At 72.3% G+C, this 22,735-nt stretch carries 19 protein-coding genes; 5 read left to right on the forward strand and 14 right to left on the reverse strand.

Annotation, left to right across the window (positions count from 1 at the left end; all coding sequences use genetic code 11):
* Nucleotides 1–512 precede the first annotated feature (512 nt).
* The 13 genes from metK to pyrR form a co-directional block, all read right to left on the reverse strand.
* Nucleotides 513–1,706, reverse strand: coding sequence for a methionine adenosyltransferase (metK, locus tag HNR25_RS02680; RefSeq protein WP_184633166.1), 1,194 nt, complete (start codon nt 1,704–1,706; stop codon nt 513–515).
* Nucleotides 1,707–2,128: 422 nt separating this feature from the next.
* On the reverse strand, nt 2,129–3,355 hold the full coding sequence (gene coaBC / locus HNR25_RS02685) for a bifunctional phosphopantothenoylcysteine decarboxylase/phosphopantothenate--cysteine ligase CoaBC (protein ID WP_376767428.1): 1,227 nt from the start codon (nt 3,353–3,355) through the stop codon (nt 2,129–2,131).
* A 108-nt stretch (nt 3,356–3,463) separates the two neighbouring features.
* On the reverse strand, nt 3,464–3,730 hold the full coding sequence (rpoZ, locus tag HNR25_RS02690; RefSeq protein ID WP_184633168.1) for a DNA-directed RNA polymerase subunit omega: 267 nt from the start codon (nt 3,728–3,730) through the stop codon (nt 3,464–3,466).
* A gap of 230 nt (nt 3,731–3,960) precedes the next feature.
* On the reverse strand, nt 3,961–4,569 hold the full coding sequence (gene gmk / locus HNR25_RS02695; RefSeq protein ID WP_184633169.1) for a guanylate kinase: 609 nt from the start codon (nt 4,567–4,569) through the stop codon (nt 3,961–3,963).
* Nucleotides 4,570–4,954: 385 nt separating this feature from the next.
* Complete coding sequence (mihF, locus tag HNR25_RS02700) at nt 4,955–5,275, reverse strand: integration host factor, actinobacterial type (protein WP_184633170.1); 321 nt, start codon at nt 5,273–5,275, stop codon at nt 4,955–4,957.
* A 326-nt stretch (nt 5,276–5,601) separates the two neighbouring features.
* Nucleotides 5,602–6,303 carry an orotidine-5'-phosphate decarboxylase gene (pyrF, locus tag HNR25_RS02705; RefSeq protein WP_184633171.1) on the reverse strand — a complete coding sequence of 234 codons (702 nt, stop codon included), beginning with the start codon at nt 6,301–6,303 and terminating at the stop codon, nt 5,602–5,604.
* Nucleotides 6,304–6,768: 465 nt separating this feature from the next.
* Complete coding sequence (locus HNR25_RS02710) at nt 6,769–7,707, reverse strand: dihydroorotate dehydrogenase (protein ID WP_184638727.1); 939 nt, start codon at nt 7,705–7,707, stop codon at nt 6,769–6,771.
* A 14-nt stretch (nt 7,708–7,721) separates the two neighbouring features.
* The gene (locus tag HNR25_RS02715) at nt 7,722–8,627 is read right to left on the reverse strand and encodes a dihydroorotate dehydrogenase electron transfer subunit (RefSeq protein WP_184633172.1); all 906 of its coding nucleotides are present in this window, start codon (nt 8,625–8,627) and stop codon (nt 7,722–7,724) included.
* Between the two features lie 91 nt (nt 8,628–8,718).
* On the reverse strand, nt 8,719–12,024 hold the full coding sequence (gene carB, locus HNR25_RS02720) for a carbamoyl-phosphate synthase large subunit (protein WP_184633173.1): 3,306 nt from the start codon (nt 12,022–12,024) through the stop codon (nt 8,719–8,721).
* Between the two features lie 14 nt (nt 12,025–12,038).
* Nucleotides 12,039–13,223: a glutamine-hydrolyzing carbamoyl-phosphate synthase small subunit gene (gene carA / locus HNR25_RS02725; protein WP_184633174.1), complete on the reverse strand. Its 1,185-nt coding sequence runs from the start codon at nt 13,221–13,223 to the stop codon at nt 12,039–12,041.
* Entirely contained in the window at nt 13,220–14,518 is a 1,299-nt protein-coding gene (locus HNR25_RS02730; RefSeq protein ID WP_184633175.1) for a dihydroorotase, read from the reverse strand. The genes carA and HNR25_RS02730 overlap by 4 nt, the downstream gene beginning before the upstream one ends.
* A gap of 98 nt (nt 14,519–14,616) precedes the next feature.
* Nucleotides 14,617–15,525, reverse strand: a complete 909-nt coding sequence (locus tag HNR25_RS02735; protein WP_184638730.1) for an aspartate carbamoyltransferase catalytic subunit — start codon at nt 15,523–15,525, stop codon at nt 14,617–14,619.
* Nucleotides 15,525–16,118 (reverse strand): bifunctional pyr operon transcriptional regulator/uracil phosphoribosyltransferase PyrR, encoded by a 594-nt coding sequence (pyrR, locus tag HNR25_RS02740; protein ID WP_184633176.1) that lies wholly within the window; start codon nt 16,116–16,118, stop codon nt 15,525–15,527. Before pyrR ends, HNR25_RS02735 begins: the two co-directional genes overlap by 1 nt.
* A 557-nt stretch (nt 16,119–16,675) precedes the next feature.
* Between pyrR and bldD the strand changes: the two genes are divergently transcribed.
* Nucleotides 16,676–17,170 (forward strand): transcriptional regulator BldD, encoded by a 495-nt coding sequence (gene bldD / locus HNR25_RS02745; protein WP_017591133.1) that lies wholly within the window; start codon nt 16,676–16,678, stop codon nt 17,168–17,170.
* A 433-nt stretch (nt 17,171–17,603) separates the two neighbouring features.
* A complete protein-coding gene (locus HNR25_RS02750) occupies nt 17,604–18,218 on the forward strand; it encodes a GNAT family N-acetyltransferase (protein WP_312862316.1) in 615 nt (204 codons plus the stop codon).
* Here the strand turns inward: HNR25_RS02750 and metF are convergent.
* On the reverse strand, nt 18,136–19,089 hold the full coding sequence (gene metF / locus HNR25_RS02755) for a methylenetetrahydrofolate reductase [NAD(P)H] (RefSeq protein WP_184633177.1): 954 nt from the start codon (nt 19,087–19,089) through the stop codon (nt 18,136–18,138). The genes HNR25_RS02750 and metF overlap by 83 nt on opposite strands.
* Before the next feature lie 72 nt (nt 19,090–19,161).
* Between metF and HNR25_RS02760 the strand changes: the two genes are divergently transcribed.
* The 3 genes from HNR25_RS02760 to HNR25_RS02770 all read left to right on the forward strand — a co-directional run bounded on the left by HNR25_RS02760 (nt 19,162) and on the right by HNR25_RS02770 (nt 22,728).
* On the forward strand, nt 19,162–20,232 hold the full coding sequence (locus tag HNR25_RS02760) for a polyprenyl synthetase family protein (RefSeq protein WP_184633178.1): 1,071 nt from the start codon (nt 19,162–19,164) through the stop codon (nt 20,230–20,232).
* A gap of 196 nt (nt 20,233–20,428) precedes the next feature.
* Nucleotides 20,429–21,730, forward strand: a complete 1,302-nt coding sequence (locus tag HNR25_RS02765; RefSeq protein WP_312862317.1) for a DUF418 domain-containing protein — start codon at nt 20,429–20,431, stop codon at nt 21,728–21,730.
* A gap of 131 nt (nt 21,731–21,861) precedes the next feature.
* Nucleotides 21,862–22,728 carry an SDR family oxidoreductase gene (locus HNR25_RS02770; RefSeq protein ID WP_184638733.1) on the forward strand — a complete coding sequence of 289 codons (867 nt, stop codon included), beginning with the start codon at nt 21,862–21,864 and terminating at the stop codon, nt 22,726–22,728.
* Nucleotides 22,729–22,735: the final 7 nt, after the last annotated feature.

Below are 22,735 nucleotides of genomic sequence, written 5' to 3' on the forward strand. Positions count from 1 at the left end.
GTTTCCGTGACCGTCGCCACGGTCGTCGCAGAATGCTCACCGGAGAGCCGCGTCTCCAACCGCCGCACGACTCCGACGGGTGCTGAGAACGTGCTTCAGCACGGATACCGCGATCGCGTGAACGCGTCCGCGGAGAATCTCGGCTTTCGGGACTTCGGGAAGGTCCATCTACTCGGCCGTCTCGCGAACCGGATCCACGCCGCCCTTCTGCGGACCCCCGCATCGTTCCACGGGCGCAGAAATTCCCGTCTCGGCTCCCCTCACTCCGGCGAAGCGGACCGATCACCCTCGACCGCGCGGAGCTTCCGATACGGATACGGCGAAATTCCGCGTTCCTCCGGCGCGGCGCCTGCGATCGTGCGAGCAGCCCGGCCGTCCGGCGGCCCGGCACCGGACCTCGGGCGGTTCGGCGGACATGCGAACGCGCCCGGCCGCGACCCCTCGCAGGGCCGCGGCCGGGCGCACTTCACTGCCGGGCGCCCGGGTCAAGGGCGCTCGCGCCGATCAGGGGATCAGGCGCCGGCGGCGGCCTTCAGGGCGGCGGCGCGGTCGGTCTGCTCCCAGGTGAACTTCGCGTCCTGGCGGCCGAAGTGGCCGTAGGCCGCGGTCTCGGAGTAGATCGGGCGCAGCAGGTTCAGGTCGCGCACGATCGCGGCGGGACGCAGGTCGAAGACCTCGTGGACGGCCTTCTCGATGACCTCGGGGGCGACCTTCTCGGTGCCGAAGGTCTCGATGAAGACGCCCACCGGGTGCGCCTTGCCGATCGCGTAGGCGGTCTGCACCTCGGCGCGGTCGGCCAGGCCGGCCGCCACGATGTTCTTGGCGACCCAGCGCGTGGCGTAGGCGGCCGAACGGTCCACCTTGGACGGGTCCTTGCCGGAGAAGGCACCGCCGCCGTGGCGGGCGTAGCCGCCGTAGGTGTCGACGATGATCTTGCGGCCGGTCAGACCGGCGTCGCCCATCGGGCCGCCGATCTCGAAGCGGCCGGTCGGGTTGACCAGCAGCCGGTAGTCGTCGGACTCGAGCCCGTAGCTCGCGACGACCGGGGCGATGACGTGCTCCTTGATGTCCGGCGTGAGGAGCTCGTCGATGTCGATGTCGGGCGCGTGCTGGCTGGAAACGACGACCGTGTCCAGACGCACCGGCTTCTGGCCCTCGTACTCGACGGTGACCTGGGTCTTGCCGTCGGGACGGAGGTAGGGAACCGTGCCGTTGTGGCGGACCTCGGAGAGGCGCTCCGCCAGGGCGTGGGCCAGCTTGATCGGCAGCGGCATGAGCTCGGGGGTCTCGTTGCACGCGTAGCCGAACATCAGGCCCTGGTCGCCGGCGCCCTGCTTGTCGAGGGCGTCGTCCTCGTTCTCGACACGCGCCTCGTAGGCGGTGTCGACGCCCTGGGCGATGTCGGGCGACTGGGCGTCCAGGGAGACCGAAACGCCGCAGGACTGACCGTCGAAGCCCTTGGCGGAGGAGTCGTAACCGATCTCCAGAATCTTGTTGCGGACGATCTCCTGGATGTCGACGTAGGTCTGAGTGGTGACCTCACCGGCCACGTGTACCTGTCCGGTGGTGATCAGGGTCTCAGCGGCGACCCGGCTGGCCGGGTCGTCCTTGAGCATCGCGTCGAGGATCGCGTCACTGATCTGGTCGGCCATCTTGTCGGGGTGGCCTTCGGTGACCGACTCGGAGGTGAAAAGGCGACGGGACACGTTGAGTGACTCCTTGCAGCGGCTGCTGGCTGACAGTTGTCGGCTCGGCTCGGCCATCACGGAGAGAAACGGGGGGCTTCTCCGCGAAACCGACCGACGCGGTTGGTTTCTGAGGACCACTGTAGTGGGGCGCCGCTCGGCACGCTCGGGCGGCCTCGCCGCTTCGGCCGTTCGGCGGCGGCTGTGAAGGTGGCCCGGCGGCGGCCTCTGAGCGCGGAATGCCTACTCAAGCGGCAACCTGCGGACTGTGACGCACGACACAGGAGAATTTCCGGTACCGCCCTGATCGTACCCATGTGCTGGGAATTTCTGTAGCGCAAAGCGGAACACGAAGCTGGACACGCAACAGCGGCGTCGGCGGAATCGGTCCGTGGAACGGCCGGCACGCGCCGGACAGGATCACGCGGGGTAGTCGGTCGCCGCTACGGCGCGGCGCCGCCTTCGGGAATCCGCTGCGCCACCAGGTCCCAGACCCGGTCGGCCAGATCCTCCTTGGGACCGCGCGGGATCTCGGTGGCCGAACCGTCGGCGCCCAGGACCACCGCCTGGTTGTCCTCGGTACCGAAAGCGCGCCCGTCGCCCACCTCGTTGACCACGAGCAGGTCGCAGCCCTTGCGGTCGAGCTTGGCGCGGCCGTTGGCCAGGACGTCGTCGGTCTCGGCGGCGAAACCCACGACCACCTGGCCGGGACGGGCCCGCTCGGCGCTCAGCTCACGCAGGATGTCGGGATTCTCGGCGAGTTCGACGGGCTCCGGTCCCGCCCCCGTCTTCTTGATCTTTCCAGCCGCGGTTTCGGCCGGCCGGAAGTCGGCGACTGCCGCGGCCATGACGACGGCGTCGGCCGCGGCGCTGTGGGCGAGAACGGCCTCACGCATCTCCCGGGCCGATCCCACGGGCACGACCTCGGCGCCGGCGGGCGGCGGAACGGAGACCTCACCCGAGACGAGGGTCACTCGGGCGCCGCGGGCCAGCGCCGTGGCGGCCAGCGCACTGCCCTGGCGCCCCGAGGAGCGGTTGCCGATGAATCGGACGGGGTCGATGGGCTCGCGGGTGCCGCCCGCGGTGATCAGGACACGGTGTCCGGCCAGGTCGGCGGGCAGGTCTCCGCGGGCGAGCACGCGCCGCGCCGCGGCGAAGACGTCGTCGGGTTCGGGAAGGCGGCCCGGTCCGGTGTCGGCGCCGGTGAGCCGGCCCACGGCCGGATCGAGCACCACGGCTCCGCGCGAGCGCAGCGTGGCGACGTTGGCCTGCGTGGCCGGGTGCTCCCACATCTCGGTGTGCATGGCCGGGGCGAAGACCACCGGACAGCGCGCGGTGAGCAGCGTATTGGTGAGCAGGTCGTCGGCCAGGCCGTTGGCGGCTTTGGCCAGCAGGTCGGCGGTCGCGGGCGCGACGAGGACGAGGTCGGCGCGGCGGCCGGTGCGCACGTGCGGGACCTCGTGCACGGATTCCCACACCCCGGTGGCCACCGGGCGGCCGGACAGGGCGGCCCAGGTGGGCTCGCCCACGAACCGCAGGGCGTCGGCGGTGGGGACGACTTGGACACTGTGCCCGGACTCGGTCAGGCGGCGCAGCAGCTCGCACACCTTGTAGGCGGCGATGCCTGCCCCGACGCCCAGGACGACCTCGGGCCGGTTATCGGTATTCACCACAGGATCTCAGCGGATGCGGCCGCGCCGGGCGCGGCGCCCCGGCCGGACGGTGTTCCGCGGGCCGCCGACGCGGGCGGCCGACGGCGGAACACGCCCGGGACGGGCTCAGGCGCCCTCGTAGGGCTCGGCGGTGAGCAGGCCGCTCTTGACCTCGCGCAGCGCGATGGACAGGGCCTTCTCCTGGACCTGGGTCTCGACGAGCGGACCCACGTACTCCAGCAGGCCTTCGCCCAGCTGGGCGTAGTAGGCGTTGATCTGCCGGGCGCGCTTGGCGCTCATGGCGACCAGGCTGTACTTGCTTTCGACGCATTCGAGGAGGTCGTCGATCGGCGGGTTGGTGATGCCTTCGGCGACGGGCTCGGTGCCTGCCACGTGCGTCCCCCTGGACGGTCGGACGGCCCCGGCGGGGCCTGCGGACGGTGATCGTGCTATCAGGATAGTCGACCCGCTCCCCCGCTCCGGCCGTCACAGCGCACCGGATCCGGACGGATCGCGGAAGCCGGTCCGGGGACGCTGCGGGTCGCGTTCCCCGCCGGGTGCCGCCGGCCGGGGCCGTGTCCCCGCCCGGGCGGGGACACGGCCCCGGCCGGCACCGCAGCCGCTCAGCCGCCGTCGAGGCCGAGCAGGGCGAGCAGCCGCTCGCGGACCTCGTCCACGGACGTGTTGACGAGCGTGGCGTCGAACTCCTTCTCCGCCGTGAGTTCGACGCCGGCGGTGTCCAGGCGGCGCTGGATCACCTCGGGCGGCTCGGTGCCGCGCCCGGTGAGCCGGCGCACCAGCTCGTCCCAGGAGGGCGGGGCCAGAAACACCTGCAGGGCCTCGGGCATCGTCTCGCGCACCTGCCGGGCCCCTTGCAGGTCGATCTCCAGCAGCACCGGCTGCCCGCTGCGCAAACGCTCTTCGACGGGCGCGCGGGGGGTGCCGTAGCGGTTGCCCGCGAACCGGGCCCACTCCAGCAGCTCGCCCCGGGCGATCATGCTGTCGAAACCCGCGTCGTCGGTGAAGCGGTACTCGACGCCGTCGGTCTCGCCGGGCCGCGGTGGGCGGGTCGTCACCGACACCGACAGCCACACCTCGGGGTGCCGGGCACGGATCTCGCGCACCACGGTGCTCTTGCCGACCCCGGAGGGTCCGGACAGGACGGCCAGCCGCTGCGCCGGGCCGGGGCCCCGGCCTCCTGCGGCGGAGGCGGAGGCGGAGTCGTTGGACACGTGCGGATCTAACTCTCGAGCAGACGGCCGGCCGCGCCGCGGCCGGCGGCGCCCCCAGCGGGGAGGCGGGCGGATTCGGCACTCTCGCCGCCGGCCACCGCACCCGTCCCGCACCCCGGCTCGGGATGCGGACGCGGGCGGGAACTCCGTTCTGCGGCGCCCCGGCGATTGGTCTTTTATACCACCGCGCCGCCCACGATCCGTCCGGTGCGCTGGGGCGACCGATGCGGATCGCGGCGCGTCGCGACCGCCGTGAGCCCGGTGCGCCGCCGGTACCGGCCCTCCGCGGGGCTGCGCAGGGCACGGCACCGGCGGTCGCTCGGATCAGCCCGCCGCCGGGCGGGAGACCCTAAGCCGTGAATAACGGCACATCCGCCTTCGAGCGCTACTCGGCTCCGCCGAATTCACGCTCCAGCGCCGAGCGCTGGTTGGCGCCCAGCCCACGGACTCGGCGGGACTCGGCGATGTTCAACCGCTCCATGATCTGCTTGGCGCGGACTTTGCCGACACCGGGGAGGGATTCCAGTAGTGCCGAGACCTTCATCTTGCCGATGACGTCGTCGGTCTGTCCGTCCGTGAGGACCTCGGACAGCGAGACGCCGCCGTGCTTCAGGCGGTTCTTGACTTCTGCGCGCTCTTTTCTGGCCTTCGCGGCTTTCTCCAGAGCCGCGGCGCGCTGTTCGGGTGTGAGGGGAGGAAGGGCCACGCCGGGTCACCTCGGTTTTCTCTCGTTTGTAGAGGGCGGACGCCTGCGCAAGTTAGTAGGTTCTGCCCCCGTTCGGCAACGCAAAGTTGCCTTTCAAGCGCCATTTCACCAAAGTAATTACTCTTTGTAATTGATCGATTGCAAAGAGACACGAAAATCAGGACTTTCGGCCCGGTTCGAGTTCGGTCCAACCGTACCCCGACCGAGCCGACCCCCGGACCGCGCAGGTCACGGCGACACCGCAACCGCGCGGTTCCGGACCTGGAAATTCTCCTGTCACGAAGTGACCGCAACCGGTCATCCCGCGGTCCGCCGGGGCACCGGAATCACACCGGGGGCGTCTCCACCCTCCGCAGCGCGGCCGCGATCGAGGCCGCGGCCGCCCCGGGATCGGACGCCCGTGTGATGGGCCGACCGATCACCAGCAGATCGGCCCCGGCCTCGTAGGCCGCCTCGGGCGTGGCCACCCGCGCCTGGTCGCCGTGGTCGGATCCCAGCGGCCGCACCCCCGGGGTGATCAGGGTCACGTCGGGTCCGACCTCGGCGCGCAGCGCAGGCACCTCGTGCGGCGAGCACACCAGCGCCGCAGCGCCGGCCTCCACCGCCATCACCGCCAGGCGCCGCGTCGCGTCGCTCACCGGACCGCTCATCCCGATGTCGTTCAGCGACGCGTCGTCCAGCGACGTAAGGATCGTCACAGCCGCGATGGAGGTCCGGGGCGCCGCGTCGACCGCGGCACGGACCATCTCGCGCCCCCCGGCCGCGTGCACCGTCAGGATCGAGGGCTTGAACCGTGCGAGGTTGCGCACCGCCCCGGCCACGGTGGCCGGAATGTCGTGGAGTTTCAGGTCGAGGAAGACCGAGGTCCTGTTCCCTCCCCTCAGCGTGCCCACGACCTCGGGGCCGTAGCGCAGGTAGAGCTCCAGCCCCACCTTCACCGTGCTGACATGGGGAGAGACCTCGGAGGCCCAGCGTGCGGCGGTCTCGATGTCGGGTGCGTCGATGGCGACGGCGATGGGCGCTGCCACGGTGGTTCTCCTTCGGCTCATCGGGGCGGGCAGAACGGTTCGGATCGTGGAATCGGGCGGCGGTCGGGTGCGGCCGGCCCGCACGCCGGGTCGACGCGGGCGGGCGCCGGACCGATCAGTCCGGCGCTGTCCCGAGCGGTTCCCCCGTGCGGCCGGTTCATGCATACCGGCGACGGTCGGCGACAGCCGGCGGATCCGGTCGGTGGCGGGCACGCGGGCGGGCACGCGGCGCGCAGCGCCTCCACTCGGGGCGGTGGCGGGCACGCGGCGCGCAGCGCCTCCACTCGGGGCGGTGGCGGGCACGCGGCGCGCAGCGCCTCCACTCGGGGCGGTGGCGGGCACGCGGGCGGGCAGCGCCTCCCCCGGCCGCTGAACGGCCGCAGAGACGGTTTCCGCCCCCCGAGGGCGTTCCGGTGTGTACCCGCCTGATTCGGGCACCGAGAGGCGATCTGAGCGGTTCGTCGGTCACCGTCCCGGCACCGCCGCGCCCGTCGGCCGGTGCGCGGCGCCGACGACGTCGCCGACCCGGTCCACGCCGCGCTCTTCCAGCAGCTGCTGCAGCTCCCGCAGAATGCGCACGCACGCCGACGGGTCGGCGAAGTTCATCGTGCCCACCGCCACCGCCGAGGCGCCCGCCGCGAGGAACTCCAGCGCGTCGGCGCCGGTCTGCACACCGCCCATCCCGATGAGCGGAACCTCCGGCAGCGCCGCGCGGGTGCGGTACACGCAGCCCACCGCGATCGGGCGGATCGCCGGCCCCGACACCCCGCCGACGCCGCCGGCCGGCGCGGGCCGCAGCGTCACCGGGTCGACGGCCATACCCCGCAGGCAGTTGACCATGCTCAGCCCGTCGGCGCCCGCTTCGACGCAGGCCTCGGCCAGCGCCACCGGGTCGGCCGCATCGGCGGCCAGCTTAGCGAAGACGGGGACGCCGTCCTCGGCCGCGCCGCGCACGGCGCGCACCACGCGGGCGGCCTCGGCCGGCACGTCGGCGAAGTCCCGCCCCTGGGCCGCGGGATCGGGGCAGGAGAGATTGACCTCGATCATCGCCGCACCGGCCGCGGCGGTCAGGCGCCGGGCCACGTCGGCGTACTCGTCGGGGCCGGATCCGGCCACCGAGACGACCGCGGTGCCGCCCTGCGACTGCAGCCAGGGCAGGTCGCGCTGGAGGAACACCTCGATGCCCGGCCCTTGCAGGCCGACCGCACCGACCATTCCCGACGGGCTTTCGGACATCCGGGGCGCGGGCCGCCCGGCGCGCGGCTCCAGCGTCACCGACTTGGTCGCCACGGCGCCCAGCCGCGCGATGTCGAAGAAGCGGGCCAGTTCCCGTCCGGTACCGGCGCATCCGGCCGCGGCCATGATCGGGTTGTCCAGCTCCAGCCCGGCCAGGCGGGTGCGCATGTCGGGGATCGGGCTCAACCGGCCTCCCGCTCGGGGGCGCCCTCCGCGCCCGGATCGTCGGACCAGGGCTTCCAGCCGGGCGCGCCCAGCGCGTCGAAGGGGATCGTGCCCACGTCGTCGAAGCGGACCCGCTCGGCGCGGAAGACGGGCCCGTCGACGCAGGCGCGCGCCATGCGGGTGAATCCGTCCTCGCCCACGACCGGGACGACGCAGCTCATGCACAGTCCCGTGCCGCATCCCATCGCCTCCTCCACCGCGACCTGGGCGGGCAGGTCGAGCCGTCCGGCCGCGCCGGCCACCCGGCCCAGCATCGGCATGGGGCCGCAGGCGTAGACGACGTCGGAACGCGCGTCGGCCGCGACCCGCTCCAGGGCGTCGGTGACGCGCCCGCGCACCCCGAACGACCCGTCGTCGGTGGTGAAGGTCGCGGTCTCGGCGATGCGGCGAGCGCTGATCGCGCTGAAGACGCGGTCGGCGGAGGAGGCGCCGAGCACGAAGTCCACCCGGCACCCCCGCCGCCGGAGCGCGTGGGCCAGGGGGAACAGCGGGGCCGCTCCCGAACCGCCGCCCACGAGCAGGCAGTTGACCGGGTCGCGCGGCAACGGGAAGGGCCGGCCCAGCGGCCCCACGACGTCGAGCAGGTCCTGCGAGCGCCGCTCGGCCAGCCACGCCGTTCCGGGGCCGCGCACGGCGAACAGGAATTCCACCGTGCCCCCGTAGTCGGGCTTGACGTCGTGGATGGCGAAGGGGCGGCGCAGCAGCATCCCGGAGTGCTCGCCGCCCACCCCCACCGACAGGAACTGGCCCGAGCGGAACCGCTCGGCGATCTGCGGCGCGACGACCGTGATGGCGTGGTACGCGTCGACCCGGCGCACGGTCAGCACAGGGCTGCGTGTCTGGACCGGCCCGTTGTCACTCACTCGTGCTGCCCCTGCCTCGATCCGCTCCGCGGCCCGGTGCCCCGCACCGCCCGGCCCTGCCGGCCGCCTCGGCGCCCGCTCCCGCGCACGCTCAGTCCGAGTCGGAGGATCCGTGCAGCGCCGCGGCGTGCTCCTGCAGGGAGCGCACTCCGATGTCGCCGCGCACCATCGCCTCGATGCCCTGGACGGCCGCGGCCAGCCCCTGCACCGTGGTGACGCTGGGAACCTCGCGTACGACCGCGGCGGTGCGGATCTCGTAGCCGTCCAGGCGCGGACCGGACTGCCCGGCGCCGCCGAACGGCGTGTTGACGATGAGGTCCACGTCGCCGCGGTGGATGAGTTGCACGATAGTGGGTTCGCCGTCCGGTCCGGGACCGTCGCTGTGCTTGCGCACGATCCGGGCGGTCACGCCGTGGCGCCGCAGCACCCCCGCGGTGCCCTCGGTCGCCAGGATCGCGAAGCCCAGATCGGCCAGCCGCTTGACCGGGAACACCAGGTTGCGCTTGTCGCGGTTGGCCACCGACACGAACACCGAACCCGAGGTCGGCAGGGAGCCGTAGGCGGCCAGCTGGGACTTGGCGTACGCCGTTCCGAAGTCGGCGTCCAGGCCCATGACCTCGCCGGTGGATCGCATCTCCGGGCCCAGCACGGTGTCGACGCCCTCGCCTTGGCGGTCGATGAAGCGGTTGAAGGGCAGCACGGCCTCCTTGACCGCCACTGGCGCGTCCACGGGCAGCGTGCCGCCGTCGCCCTCGGCGGGCAGCACCCCTTCGGCGCGCAGCTCGCGCACGGTGGCGCCCAGCATCACCCGCGCGGCCGCCTTGGCCAGCGGCACCGCGGTGGCCTTGGATACGAAGGGCACGGTACGCGAGGCGCGCGGGTTGGCCTCCAGCACGTACAGCACCCCGGAGGCCAGCGCGTACTGGACGTTGAGCAGCCCGCGCACGCCCGTTCCGCGGGCGATGGCCTCGGTGGAGTGGCGGATGCGCTGGACGTCCTCCCGGCCCAGCGTCACCGCCGGCAGCGCGCAGGCGGAGTCGCCGGAGTGGATGCCGGCTTCCTCGATGTGCTCCATGATGCCGCCGAGGTAGAGGTCGGTGCCGTCGTAGACGGCGTCGACGTCGATCTCGATGGCGTCGTCGAGGAACCGGTCGATCAGCACCGGATACTCCGGGCTGACTTCGGCGTTGCGCTCGATGTAGGCGGCCAGCATCCGCTCGTCGTAGACGATCTCCATGCCGCGCCCGCCCAGCACGTAGGAAGGGCGCACCATCACGGGGTAGCCGATCTCGGCGGCGACGTCGCGGGCGCCGCCGAAGGAGTGGGCCGTGCCGTGCTTGGGCGCCGGGAGTCCGGCGTCGGCCAGCACCTTGCCGAACTCGCCGCGGTCCTCGGCCAGGTCGATGGCTTCGGGGGTGGTGCCGACGACGGGGACGCCGGCGGCCTTGAGCCCCCGTGCCAGGCCCAGCGGGGTCTGCCCGCCGAGCTGGACGACCACGCCGGCCACCTCGCCGGTGGCGCGTTCGGCGCGCACGACCTCCAGCACGTCCTCCAGGGTCAGCGGCTCGAAGTAGAGCCGGTCGCTGGTGTCGTAGTCGGTGGAGACGGTTTCGGGGTTGCAGTTGACCATCACGGTCTCGTAGCCGGCCGCCGACAGCGCCATGGAGGCGTGCACGCAGCTGTAGTCGAACTCCACCCCCTGGCCGATGCGGTTGGGGCCCGACCCCAGGATGATCACCTTGGGGCGGGTGCCCTGAGGGACCTCGGTCTCCTCGTCGTAGCTGGAGTAGAGGTAGGGGGTCTTGGCGGAGAACTCGGCGGCGCAGGTGTCCACGGTCAGGTAGACGGGGTGGATGCCCAGCGCGTAGCGCAGCTCCCGCACGACCTCCTCGGTCTTGCCGGTGATCTCGCCGATCTGGGCGTCGGAGAATCCGGTGCGCTTGGCGGCACGCAGCCGCCGGCTGTCCAACCGGCCGCGTTCCAGGTCGCGGGCGGTCTCCTCCAGCAGCAGCAGCTGGTCCAGGAACCACGGGTCGATTCCGGTGGCCGTGTGCAGCTCCGCCACGCCGGCGCCGGCGCGCAGCGCCTGCTGGATCCGGCGCAGCCGCAGCTCGCCCGGAACGGCGGCCGACCGCACGAGTCCGTCCTTGTCACCGGGATCGCCGGCCCAGGTCAGGCCGACACCGTCCTTCTCCACCGAGCGCATCGCCTTCTGCAGCGACTCGGCGAAGGACCGCCCGATGGCCATGGCTTCGCCGACGGACTTCATCGTCGTGGTCAGCGCGGGGTCGGCGCCGGGGAACTTCTCGAAGGCGAAGCGGGGGACCTTGACCACGACGTAGTCCAGGCTCGGCTCGAAGCTGGCCGGGGTCTCGGCGGTGATGTCGTTGGGGATCTCGTCGAGGGTGTAGCCCACGGCGAGCTTGGCGGCGATCTTGGCGATGGGGAAACCGGTCGCCTTGGACGCCAGCGCCGACGACCGAGAGACCCGCGGGTTCATCTCGATGACGATGATGCGCCCGGATTCGGGGTGAACGGCGAACTGGATGTTGCAGCCGCCGGTGTCGACGCCGACTTCGCGGATGACCGAGATGCCGATGTCGCGCATGCGCTGGTATTCGCGGTCCGTCAGCGTCATGGAGGGGGCGACGGTGATGGAGTCGCCGGTGTGCACGCCCATCGGGTCGAAGTTCTCGATGGAGCAGACGACGACCACGTTGTCGTTGCCGTCGCGCATCAGCTCCAGCTCGTACTCCTTCCAGCCGAGGATCGACTCTTCCAGCAGGACCTCGGTGACCGGCGAGAGCGCGAGCCCCTGGCCGGCGATGCGGCGCAGGTCGGCCTCGTCGTGGGCGAAGCCCGAACCCGATCCGCCCATGGTGAAGGAGGGCCGGACCACAACGGGGTAACCGAGCTCCTCGGCGGCCTCCAGGCACTCGTCGAGCGTGTGGCAGATGCGCGAGCGGGCGGAGGAGCCGCCGATGCGCCCGACGATGCCCTTGAAGGTCTCGCGGTCCTCGCCGGACTGGATCGCCTCGACGTTGGCGCCGATCAGCTCGACGTTGTACTTGGCGAGCACCCCGGAATCGTGCAGGGCCACGGCGGTGTTGAGCGCGGTCTGGCCTCCCAGGGTCGGCAGGAGCGCGTCGGGGCGCTCTTTGGCGACGATCTTCTCGACCATTTCGGCGGTGATCGGCTCGACGTAGGTGGCGTCGGCGATCTCGGGGTCGGTCATGATCGTGGCCGGGTTGGAGTTGACCAGGATGACGCGCAGGCCTTCGGCCTTGAGCACGCGGCACGCCTGGGTCCCGGAGTAGTCGAACTCCGCGGCCTGCCCGATCACGATCGGCCCGGATCCGATCACGAGGACGGACTTCAGGTCATTACGGCGCGGCATGTGTGTCCCCTGGCTTACGACTGGGCGGGCTCGGCCGGCCGGCCGGAGCTGCTGGACGGATCGGTGGAGGCGGCCATCAGGTCGCAGAACGCGTCGAAGTGCTCGGCGGCGTCGTGCGGGCCGGCGGCGGCCTCGGGGTGGTACTGGACGCTGAACGCGGGGCGGTCGAGCAGCCGCAGCCCTTCGACGACGCCGTCGTTGAGGTCGACGTGGCTGACTTCGGCGCGCCCGTAGGGGGTCTCGAAGGGCCCGTCGACGGGTGCGTCGACGGCGAATCCGTGGTTGTGGCTGGAGATGTAGACCCGCTTGGTGTGCACGTCCTGGACCGGCTGGTTCACTCCGCGGTGGCCGAAGCGCAGCTTGAAGGTGCCCAGGTCCAGCGCGCGTCCCAGGATCTGGTTGCCGAAGCAGATGCCGAACAGCGGCGTGCGCGACTCCAGTACGGCGCGCATCACGGCCACCGGCGCGTCGGCGGTGGCCGGGTCGCCGGGCCCGTTGCTGAAGAACACGCCGTCGGGCCGCAGGTCCAGAATCTGCTCGGCGGTGGCGCCGGCGGGCAGCACGGTGACCTCGCAGCCGCGCTCGGCCAGGCGCTGCGGGGTCATCGCCTTGATGCCCAGGTCCACCGCGGCGACGCGGAAACGGGTGGCGACGCCCTCGGGCGGGCGCACGGTGTAGGGCTCGGCGGTGGAGACCTCGCTCGCCAGGTCGGCGCCGGCCATCTGCGGGCTGGCCAGCACGCGCTCGCGCAGCCGCTCGGGGTCGGTCTCGACGGTGCTGACGATCGCGCGCATGGCGCCGCGGTCGCGCAGGTGGCGGGTCAGGGCGCGGGTGCCTTCCAGTGCGATGCCCACGATGTTCTGGCGCACCAGTTCCTCGTCCAGGGTGCGCCGGGCGCGCCAGTTGGAGGAGACGCGGGCGGGTTCGCGCACCACGTAGCCGCGGACCCAGATGTCGCCGGATTCGGGGTCGTCGTCGTTGACGCCGGTGTTGCCGATGTGCGGAGCCGTCATCACGACGATCTGGCGGTGGTAGGAGGGGTCGGTGAGGGTCTCCTGGTAACCGGTCATGCCGGTGTTGAAGACGACCTCGCCGAGGGTCTCCCCCTGCGCTCCGAAGGATCTGCCGTGGAAGGCGCGCCCGTCCTCGAGGACGAGGACGGCGGGGACTGCGCCGCCGGATGCTGCTTGTGGAGTCACTGAATCTTCCCATCGAGGACCGTGGGGACGCCGCGCAGGAACGTCGCCTGAATGCGGCCGGGCAGGCGCATGCCCCGGAAAGGGGTGTTCGCGCTCTTGGAAGCCAGGGCCGCCGGGTCGATGTCCGCGGCGGTGTCCGCGTCATACAGCGTAACGTTGGCCGGCTCGCCTGGGGCGATCGGACGACCGTGACCTGCGAGACGTCCGATGCGGGCCGGAACGGCCGACATCCGGTCGACGATCCCGGCCCAGTCGAGCAGCCCGGTGTCGACCATGGTGTGCTGCACCACCGACAGGGCGGTCTCCAGGCCGAGCATGCCCATGGCGGCCGTGGCCCACTCGGTCTCCTTGGCCTCGGCCGGGTGGGGCGCGTGGTCGGTGGCCACGCAGTCGACGGTGCCGTCGGCCAGGCCCTCGCGCAGCGCGTGCACGTCCTCGGCGGTGCGCAGCGGCGGGTTGACCTTGTAGACGGGGTCGTAGCTCTCGGCCAGGTCGTCGGTGAGCAGCAGGTGGTGCGGGGTGACCTCGGCTGTGACGTTGCAGCCGCGGCTCTTGGCCCAGCGCAGAATCTGCACCGAGCCCTTGGTGGAGACGTGGCAGACGTGCAGCCGCGAGCCGACGTGCTCGGTGAGCAGGCAGTCGCGGGCGATGATCGCCTCCTCGGCCACGGAGGGCCACCCGGACAGGCCCAGCCGGTCGGAGACCACGCCCTCGTTCAGCTGGGCGTCCTCGGTCAGCCGGGGTTCCTGGGCGTGCTGGGCGACGACCCCGTCGAAGGCTTTGACGTACTCCAGGGCGCGGCGCATCAGCAGCGCGTCGGATACGCACCTGCCGTCGTCGCTGAAGACCCGCACGCCGGCCGCGGAGTCGGCCATGGCGCCGAGTTCGGCGAGCTGGGCGCCGCCCAGTCCGCGGGTCACCGCGCCGACGGGGCGGACGTCGCAGTGCCCGGACTCCCGGCCCAGGCGCCAGACCTGCTCGACGACGCCGGCCGTGTCGGCGACGGGGTCGGTGTTGGCCATGGCGTGCACGGCCGTGTAACCGCCGGCCGCGGCGGAGCGGGCGCCTCCGGCGACGGTCTCGGCGTCTTCCCGGCCGGGCTCGCGCAGGTGGGTGTGCAGGTCGACCAGGCCGGGCAGGGCGACGAGGCCGTCGGCGTCGACGGTCACGGCACCGGCGGTGTCGATACCGGTGCCGACTTCGGCGATCGCGCCGTCGCGGACGAGGATGTCGGCGGCATCGCCCCCGGCGATGCGGGCGCCGCGGATGAGATAGGCGGCGCTGCTTGAGGTCATAACGTCCATCGCTTCTGTGTCCGTGGTTGCGGGTGGGGCGGGCTCGCTGCGGCCGCCGCCGGTGCGCGTCGGGCGGGCGGGGCCGTGGAACGGGGGCGCTACGACCCGCCCAGGAGCAGGTAGAGCACGGCCATGCGCACGCTGACGCCGTTGGCGACCTGCTCGTTGACGGTGGTGCGGGCGGAGTCGGCGACCTCGGCGGAGATCTCCATGCCGCGGACCATGGGTCCGGGGTGCATGACGATGGCGTCGTCCTGCATACGCGCGAAGCGCTCGGCGTCGAGCCCGTAGCGGCGGCTGTACTCGCGCGCAGTGGGGAAGAACGCATCGTGCATGCGCTCGGCCTGGACCCGCAGCAGCATGACCACGTCGCTCTTGGGCAGCACGGCGTCGAGGTCGTAGGAGACCGAGCAGGGCCAGGTGTGCACCGAGACCGGAACCAGGGTGGGCGGCGCGACCAGGGTGACCTCGGCGCCCAGGGTGTGCAGCAGCAGCACGTTGGACCTGGCCACGCGGCTGTGCAGCACGTCGCCGACGATGGCCACGCGCAGTCCTTCGAGGCGGCCCAGCCGCTCGCGCATGGTGAAGACGTCCAGCAGCGCCTGGGTGGGGTGCTCGTGGGTGCCGTCGCCGGCGTTGAGCACGGCGCCGTCGACCCACTCGGAGAGCCGGTGGGCGGCACCGGAGGCGCTGTGGCGCACCACCACGCTGTCGGCGCCCATGGCCTGGAGCGTCAGCGCGGTGTCCTTGAGGCTCTCGCCTTTGGCGACGCTGGAGCCCTTGGCGGAGAAGTTGACGACGTCGGCCGACAGGCGCTTGGCGGCCAGCTCGAAGGAGGTGCGGGTGCGGGTGGAGTCCTCGTAGAAGAGGTTGACCACGGTGCGTCCGCGCAGGGTGGGCAGTTTCTTCACGGAGCGGTCGCCGACCTGGGCGAGTTCGGCGGCGGTGTCGAGCACCAGCAGCGCCTCGTCTCGGGAGAGGTCGCCGGTGGACAGCAGGTGGCGCATCATCCCTCCTCTCCGGGGCGCGGTTTGGCCGGGCCCAGCAGGACGGCGTCGTGGCCGTCGGGCTCGCTCAGCTGCACGGTGACGGTCTCGCGCAGCGAGGTCGGCAGGTTCTTGCCCACGTAGTCGGCGCGGACGGGAAGTTCGCGGTGGCCGCGGTCGACCAGGACGGCCAGCTGCACGGTGCGGGGCCGGCCGATGTCGTTGAGGGCGTCCAGTGCGGCACGCACGGTCCGGCCGGAGAACAGGACGTCGTCGACGAGGACCACGAGGCGGCCGTCGATCCCCTCGGGCGGTATGTCGGTGCGGCCCAGCGCGCGGGCGGGGGCCAGCCGCAGGTCGTCGCGGTACATCGTGATGTCCAGCGACCCCCGGGGGACGGCGCGCCCTTCGACGCGCTCGATGCGCTCGGCCAGGCGCTCGGCCAGCGGCACGCCGCGGGAGGGGATGCCCAGCAGGGTGACGTCGCCGCCGCCCTTGCTGCGTTCCAGGATCTCGTGGGCGATACGGGTCAGCGCCCGGTCGATCTCGGGGCCGTCGAGGACGGTCCGCGCCGTCGCCGCGGCGCGCGGATCGGCGGAGCCGTCCGCATACACGTGCGAATCACGTTCGGCGCGCGGTTGCGCACACACAGTAGTGACCCCCTTCCCTGCCTCACTGGACAGGCTGTTAAAGGATGTCGAACGGCTTCACGCTACCAGCGGCCGACAGGGCGCCGTTCGCGCCGGTCAGCGGAGGCGACGACAAGTATGACTCTCGTCACACCTCATGTTATTGACATATCGCCCATCAATCCGTGAAGCGGACGCCACGTGCGGTGCACGCACTGGACGGATACCACGGAATCCCCGTGTCAGCGGGCTTTCTGTACACCATGCCCCGTTGGCATGTCCGCATCGATGCCGAAATGAGAGCCCTCTCACTTACACACGGTTTGGCCACTGAATCGTCGCTTTTCGCCCCAACGGCTTGACCTGGCAACCGAACAGCCCTACCGTCACTGTCCGTAACCAATCTCGGGCGGGGCCGCTCCGTCCGGGCCCGGCGGCGGGAGCCCCATCGGAGGCCGTCGGCCGGGCACGGCGATCCACGGCGGACTCGGGGCCCCTCCGCCCACACCAGCCACCTTCACGGCCGGGGAGCGACGAAGAAGATGCCATCCGAATACGCCAAGTCCCTCGGTGCGCGACTGCGCGCCATCCGCACCCAGCAAGGGCTTTCCCTGCACGGAGTGGAGGAGAAGTCCCACGGCCGCTGGAAGGCCGTCGTCGTCGGCTCCTACGAGCGCGGCGACCGCGCGGTGACCGTCCAGAAACTCGCCGAGCTCGCCGACTTCTACGGCGTTCCCATGTCGGAGCTGCTGCCCGGCGGCGCGGCCCCGACCCCGCTGGGCCCCACACCCAAACTCGTCATCGACCTGGAGCGCATGCAGCAGCTGCCCCAGGAGAAGGCCGGCCCGCTCGCCCGCTACGTCGCCACCATTCAGAGCCAGCGCGGCGACTACAACGGCCGCGTGCTGTCCATCCGCCAGGAGGACCTGCGCTCGCTGGCGGTCATCTACGACCGCTCGCCCGGCGACCTCACCGAAGAGCTGATCAACTGGGGGGTCCTCGACCCCGAGGCGCGCCGCGCCGTCGACGCCTTCTAGCCGGAGGCGTTCCGCGGAGCGCCGGCTGCCCGCGCTGCCGCGAGGGACCCGCCGGGAACCGCCGGCGGCCGCAACCTCTGCGGTGCCCCGCCCCGGGGGGCCCGCGGAGGGGTCCTCGGGTTCCGGGCCGCCCCCTCAGCGGGCGACGCCCCTTCGAGCTACCTCCCTTCGGAGGGCGCACGCACGCGGACCGGCGCGGCCGGGCAAGAGGCTTCCCCTCCCCCCGCCCGGCCGCGCTTGCGCGCCCGCGCACCCGCCCCGGAGGGCGGAAGCGGACGCGTCGGGAACGCACTCGCCAACGGCCCCAGCAGTTCACGTACCCACGGGGATTCGAACACGAGTACGAACATCAACAGTTAAGCGCACCCCGGCCGATCGCGTCAACAGCGCCGCGCGCGGGCGGCCCGGCCGCCTCCTCGTCTACCGTGGCGGTGTGCGCACCAGTGAGATCGAACTGTGGGAGCTGGCCGCCCCGGCGTTCCTGCACGCCCTGCCGGCCCTGCTCGAGATCTACACCGCCGCTATGGAGCCGCCCGCCGAACAGATCCCCGGGCGGTGCTCCATCATGCGCGAGCACGCCCGCCAACCGCGCTTCGGCTCGGTGGTCGCCCTACCCCGGGGCGGCGGGGACGCCGCCGGGTTCGCCTACGGCTTCCACGGCGCCGGCGGGCAGTGGTGGCACGACGTGATCACCGCCGAGCTGGACCGGCGCGGCCCCGGAGCCGGACGGCACTGGTTCGCCGACTCGTTCGAGGTCGCCGAGCTGCACGTGCTGCCCGGCCGCCAGGGGCGCGGCACCGGCCGCAGCCTCCTGGAAGCACTGACGGCGGTGCGCAAGGAGCGCACCGCCGTCCTGTCGACCCCGGCCGGCCCTACGGCCGCCCGCGGCCTCTACCGCTCGTGCGGATTCGTCGACGTACTACCGGAGTTCCGCTTCCCCGGCAGTCCTCACCGGCCCTTCACCATCATGGCCGCGCCGCTGCCATTGCCGGCAGGCGGTCCGCGGCGACCTGCTGGTAGATCTCGCGCGTGGCTGTGGACTGGTTGAACGTGATGAAGTGGATCCCGGGTGCGCCCTCGTCCAGCAGCCGCTCGCACATGCGCTGGCCCTGCTCGATCCCCAGCTTGCGCACCGACTCGGGATCGTCCTTGACCTTCTCGAACTCCTCCGCGAGGTGGCGCGGGAACGGCGCACCCGACAGCTTCTCGGACATCTCGATGGTGGAGTACTTCACCACCGGCATGACCTCGGGGATGATCGGAGTGTCACAGCCCGCGGCCTCCACGCGGTCGCGCAGCCGCAGATAGTCCTCGGGGTCGAAGAACATCTGGGTGACGGCGTAGTCGGCGCCCGCACGGCACTTCTGCACCAGGTACTTCGTGTCCGACTCGATGTCGGGCGAGCGGGGGTGCTTGTAGGGGAAGGCGGCGACGCCGACGCTGAAGTCGCCGAGCTCCTTGATCAGGCGCACCAGATCCTCCGCGTACTCCAGCCCCTCGGGGTGCTTGACCCACTCCCCGAGCGGATCGCCCGGAGGGTCGCCGCGCAGAGCGAGGATGTTGTTCACGCCCACACTGGCGAAGCGCCCGATGAGGTGGCGCAGCTCGCTCACGGAGTGGTCCACGGCGCAGAAGTGGGCGACGGGCAGCAGCGTCGTGTCAGTGGCGACCTGCTCGGTGATCTCGACGGTGAGATCCCGTGTCCCGCCACCGGCTCCGTAGGTGACGGAGATGAACGACGGCGCCAGCGCCTCGATGTCGCGGATGACCCGCCAAAGCTTGGTAAGCCCTTCGTCGGTCTTCGGCGGGAAGAACTCGAAAGAGAATGTCGGTTCGCCGGTCTTTAGCAGCTCGCGGATGTCGCGCGACCGCGACGCTGCGACCGGCGCGCTTCCGTTGCGTGTCGATGACCCAACCATGTCCTCCACCCTAGGCGACGCCCTGTCCAGCACCGGGAGGGTGGGTACCGACTACCCGATAATGTGCAGCCCATGACCTTTTCCGCGTCCTCTCCGGTCTCGTTCGTGCGCACGGCCGTCGACACCGAGATCGCCCGGTTCATCGAGCGCCGGCGCACCCAGCTGCTGGAGATCGGCTCCGAGCTCGCGCCGGCCGTCGACGCGCTGGAGGCCATGCTCTCCGGCGGCAAGCGGCTGCGCCCGGCGTTCTGCTACTGGGGCTGGCGCGGGGCGGGCGGCGACGACGTCGCCGAGATCCACCGGGCCGCCGCCTCGCTGGAGTTCCTGCAGGCCTGCGCTCTGATCCACGACGACGTGATCGACAACAGCGACACCCGCCGCGGCCTGCCGGCGGCCCACAAGCGGCTGGCGGACCTGCACGCGGCCGAGGGCTGGCGCGGGGCCCCCGAGGCGTTCGGGCGCGGCGCGGCGATCCTCATCGGCGACCTGTGCCTGGCCTGGAGCGAAGACCTGTACCAGGCCAGCGGCCTGGAGCTGGAAGCGCTGCACGCCGGACGCACGCCCTTCGACGCGATGCGCACCGAGGTCATGGCCGGGCAGTACCTGGACATGCTGGAGCAGGTGCGCGAAGGCGGCGACGTCGAGGCGACGCTGCGTGTGATGCATTACAAAGCCGCCAAGTACACCGTCGAGCGTCCGCTGCATATGGGAGCGGCGCTGGCGGGCCGCTTCGACGACCTCGCCGGCGTCTACACCGCCTACGGCCTGCCCCTGGGGGTGGCCTTCCAGCTGCGCGACGACGTCCTGGGCGTCTTCGGTGACCCCGAGCAGACGGGCAAGCCGGCCGGCGACGACCTGCGCGAGGGAAAGCGCACACTGATCGTGGCCGAGACCCTGGAGCGCTCCGGCGCCGCCGCCCGCGCGCGGTTCCTGCGCCACCTGGGCGATCCCGCCCTCGACGGCGACGCGGTGGCGTGGATGCGCGGCGTGGCCGAAGAGTCCGGCGCCCTGGCCGCCTGCGAGCGCCGCATCGACGACTACGTGGGAAAGGCCACGGCGGCGCTGGAGAGCGGCCTGCTCGACGACGCGGCGCGTTCTCCGCTGGCCGACCTCGTCGTGGCCGCCACCGACCGCAAGTACTGAGTCCCCGCAGCGGGGCTCGGACGCCGCCGGCCCGGACCGGGCCGGGCGCACCCGGCCTCCTGCCCGAGGAGGCCGCACTTCCACCCGCAGGAGGAAGCGCTTCCCGCCGCCCGGTCGATACGGTCGGCCCAGAGCGCGGACCGGGATGAGAGAAAGCCCGCTCCGCGGAGTTCGACGGCTACCGGAAGGCATCACCGTGGACGGTACACCGGCCCCTGTGCGCGGCCCGGTGCGCCCGGGCGAACGAGCTCCGGGGCCCGACCTCGCACGCGGGCTCATGCTGCTGCTGATCGCGCTGGCCAACACGCCGTGGTACCTCTACGGCGCCCGGCAGTCGGACCTCGGCGGCCATCCCGTCGACGGGTCGGCCCTCGACCGCGCCGTGCAGTTCGCCATGCTGACGGCCGTGGACGGGCGCATCTATCCGATGTTCGCGTGCCTGTTCGGCTACGGGCTGATCCGCATCTACGACCGCCAGCTGGAGTCCGGCGCGGCGCCGCGGGCCGCCGCCGCGGTGGTGCGCCGACGCAACCTGTGGCTGCTGGTGTTCGGCTTCGTGCACGGGGCGCTGCTGTTCTTCGGCGACATCCTGGGGGCCTACGGCCTGCTCGGCCTCGTCCTGGGCTGGCTGCTGCTGCGCCGCAGCGGGCGCACCATGCAGGTGACCGCGGCGGTGCTGGTCGGGTTCTCGCTCGTGCTGTGGCTGTTCAGCGCGCTGGGCGCCGTCCTGGCCTCCCTGGCCCCCGCGGACGCGTCCGGCGGCGGGGCGCCTTCCGGGGTATCCGGCTTCCTGCGGACCTCCTTCGGCGAAGAGGATTACCTCGCCTCCGCCGGGGACCGGATCGCCGCCTGGTCGGTCATGGTCCCCCTCCAGGCCTTCGCCGTGGTGATGCCCGCCATGATGGTGCTGGGCATGGCGCTCGGCCGACACCGGGTACTGGAGCGCACGGACCGCTACCTCCGCCTGCTGACCTGGACCGCTGTGGTGGGGATCGGTGCCGCCTGGCTGTCGGGACTGCCCGAGGCGCTGGTCCACGTCGGGGCCGCCGGGGCGAGCACTCCCGTCGCGGGGGCGCTGAGCGGCGTGCGGCAGATGAGCGGCGTACTCGGGGGCGCCGGCTATGTCGCGCTGTTCGGACTGATCGGGCACGCCGTCGCACGCCGGGGCAGGCGCGGTCCGGGCACGGTCGCCGTCATCGCGGTCGGCAAGCGGTCGCTGTCCTGCTACCTGGCCCAGTCGGTGCTGTGCGCGCCGCTGCTGGCCGCGTGGGGACTGGGTCTGGGCGCGCACTTCGGCAGCGCGTCCACGGCACTGTTCGCCGTGGCGGTGTGGCTGGTCACCCTGGCGGGCGCCTACGCGCTGGAGCGGACCGACCGGAGCGGGCCGGCCGAAGTGCTGCTGCGCCGGCTGTCCTACCGCAGCGGGAGCGGCGGCAGGGGCGGTCCTGCCGCGGCCGGGACGGGTCCCAGCGGCGATCCGGGGCCCGCGACGCGCTGAGAGCCGCGCGAACGCCCGCAGCGGAGCGGTTGTGGAAGCGCTCGGCGCCGGGTCGGTGACCCGGAGGGGCGTTGTGCCGCAAAATGCCAGTCATGGGGGAAATCGATCGTAGATACGACGCCGGCGGCGGAATGCCGCCGACGGGCACGATCGGGGTAACAGGCGCCACCGGGGCCCTGGGCCGGCGGGTCGCCGCGCGGCTGTCCCGGCGCGGCCTGCCGCAGCGCCTGGTCGTCCGCGATCTCAACCGCGCGCCCGATCTGCCCGGCACAAGCGCGGCCATGGCCGCCTATGAGGACACCGACGCCTTCGAACGCGCGGTACGCGATGTGGACACGCTGCTGCTGATCCCGATCCCGGTCGGCGACAAGCGCATCGAGCGCCAACTGGGCGCCGTCGACGCGGCCCTGTCGGCGGGCGTGTCCCGCATCGTGTACGTGTCGTTCCTCTCCGCCGGCCCCGCCTGCGTCGACACCGCCGCGCGCGACCACTTCTACACCGAGGCCCACATCCGGGCGACGGGCGTCGCGCACACGTTCCTGCGGCCGAGCCTGTATCTGGACCTGCTGCCCGCCTGGGTCGACGCCCGGGGGCTGATCCGCGGCCCGGCCGGGCAGGGGCGCCTGGCGTGGGTCGCGCGCGAGGACGTGGCCGAGGCGGCGGTGGCCGTGCTCACCGGCGGCGGCGCGCATACGGGCCGCACCTACGACCTCACCGGCCCCGAAGCGGTCGGCCTCGGCGAGACGGCGCGCCGGCTGTCCGCGCTGACCGGGCGCACCGTCGCCTACGTACCCCAGAGCCGGCCGGAGGCCGATGTGCGGGCGCGTCCGGCGGACGCGCCGCAGGCGGGACCCGACTCGGCCGCCTGCGCCGCTATCGCGGCGGGCGAACTCGACGCGGTCTCGCCCGCCGTGCCCGAACTGACCGGGCGCCCCGCCCAGTCCATCGAGGGGTTCCTGCGCACCCGGCCCAGCGCTCTGCACCACGCGCCCGTGTGAGCCGCTC

Origin of the sequence: Streptomonospora salina (assembly GCF_014204715.1) — a bacterium.
Classification (GTDB): domain Bacteria; phylum Actinomycetota; class Actinomycetes; order Streptosporangiales; family Streptosporangiaceae; genus Streptomonospora; species Streptomonospora salina.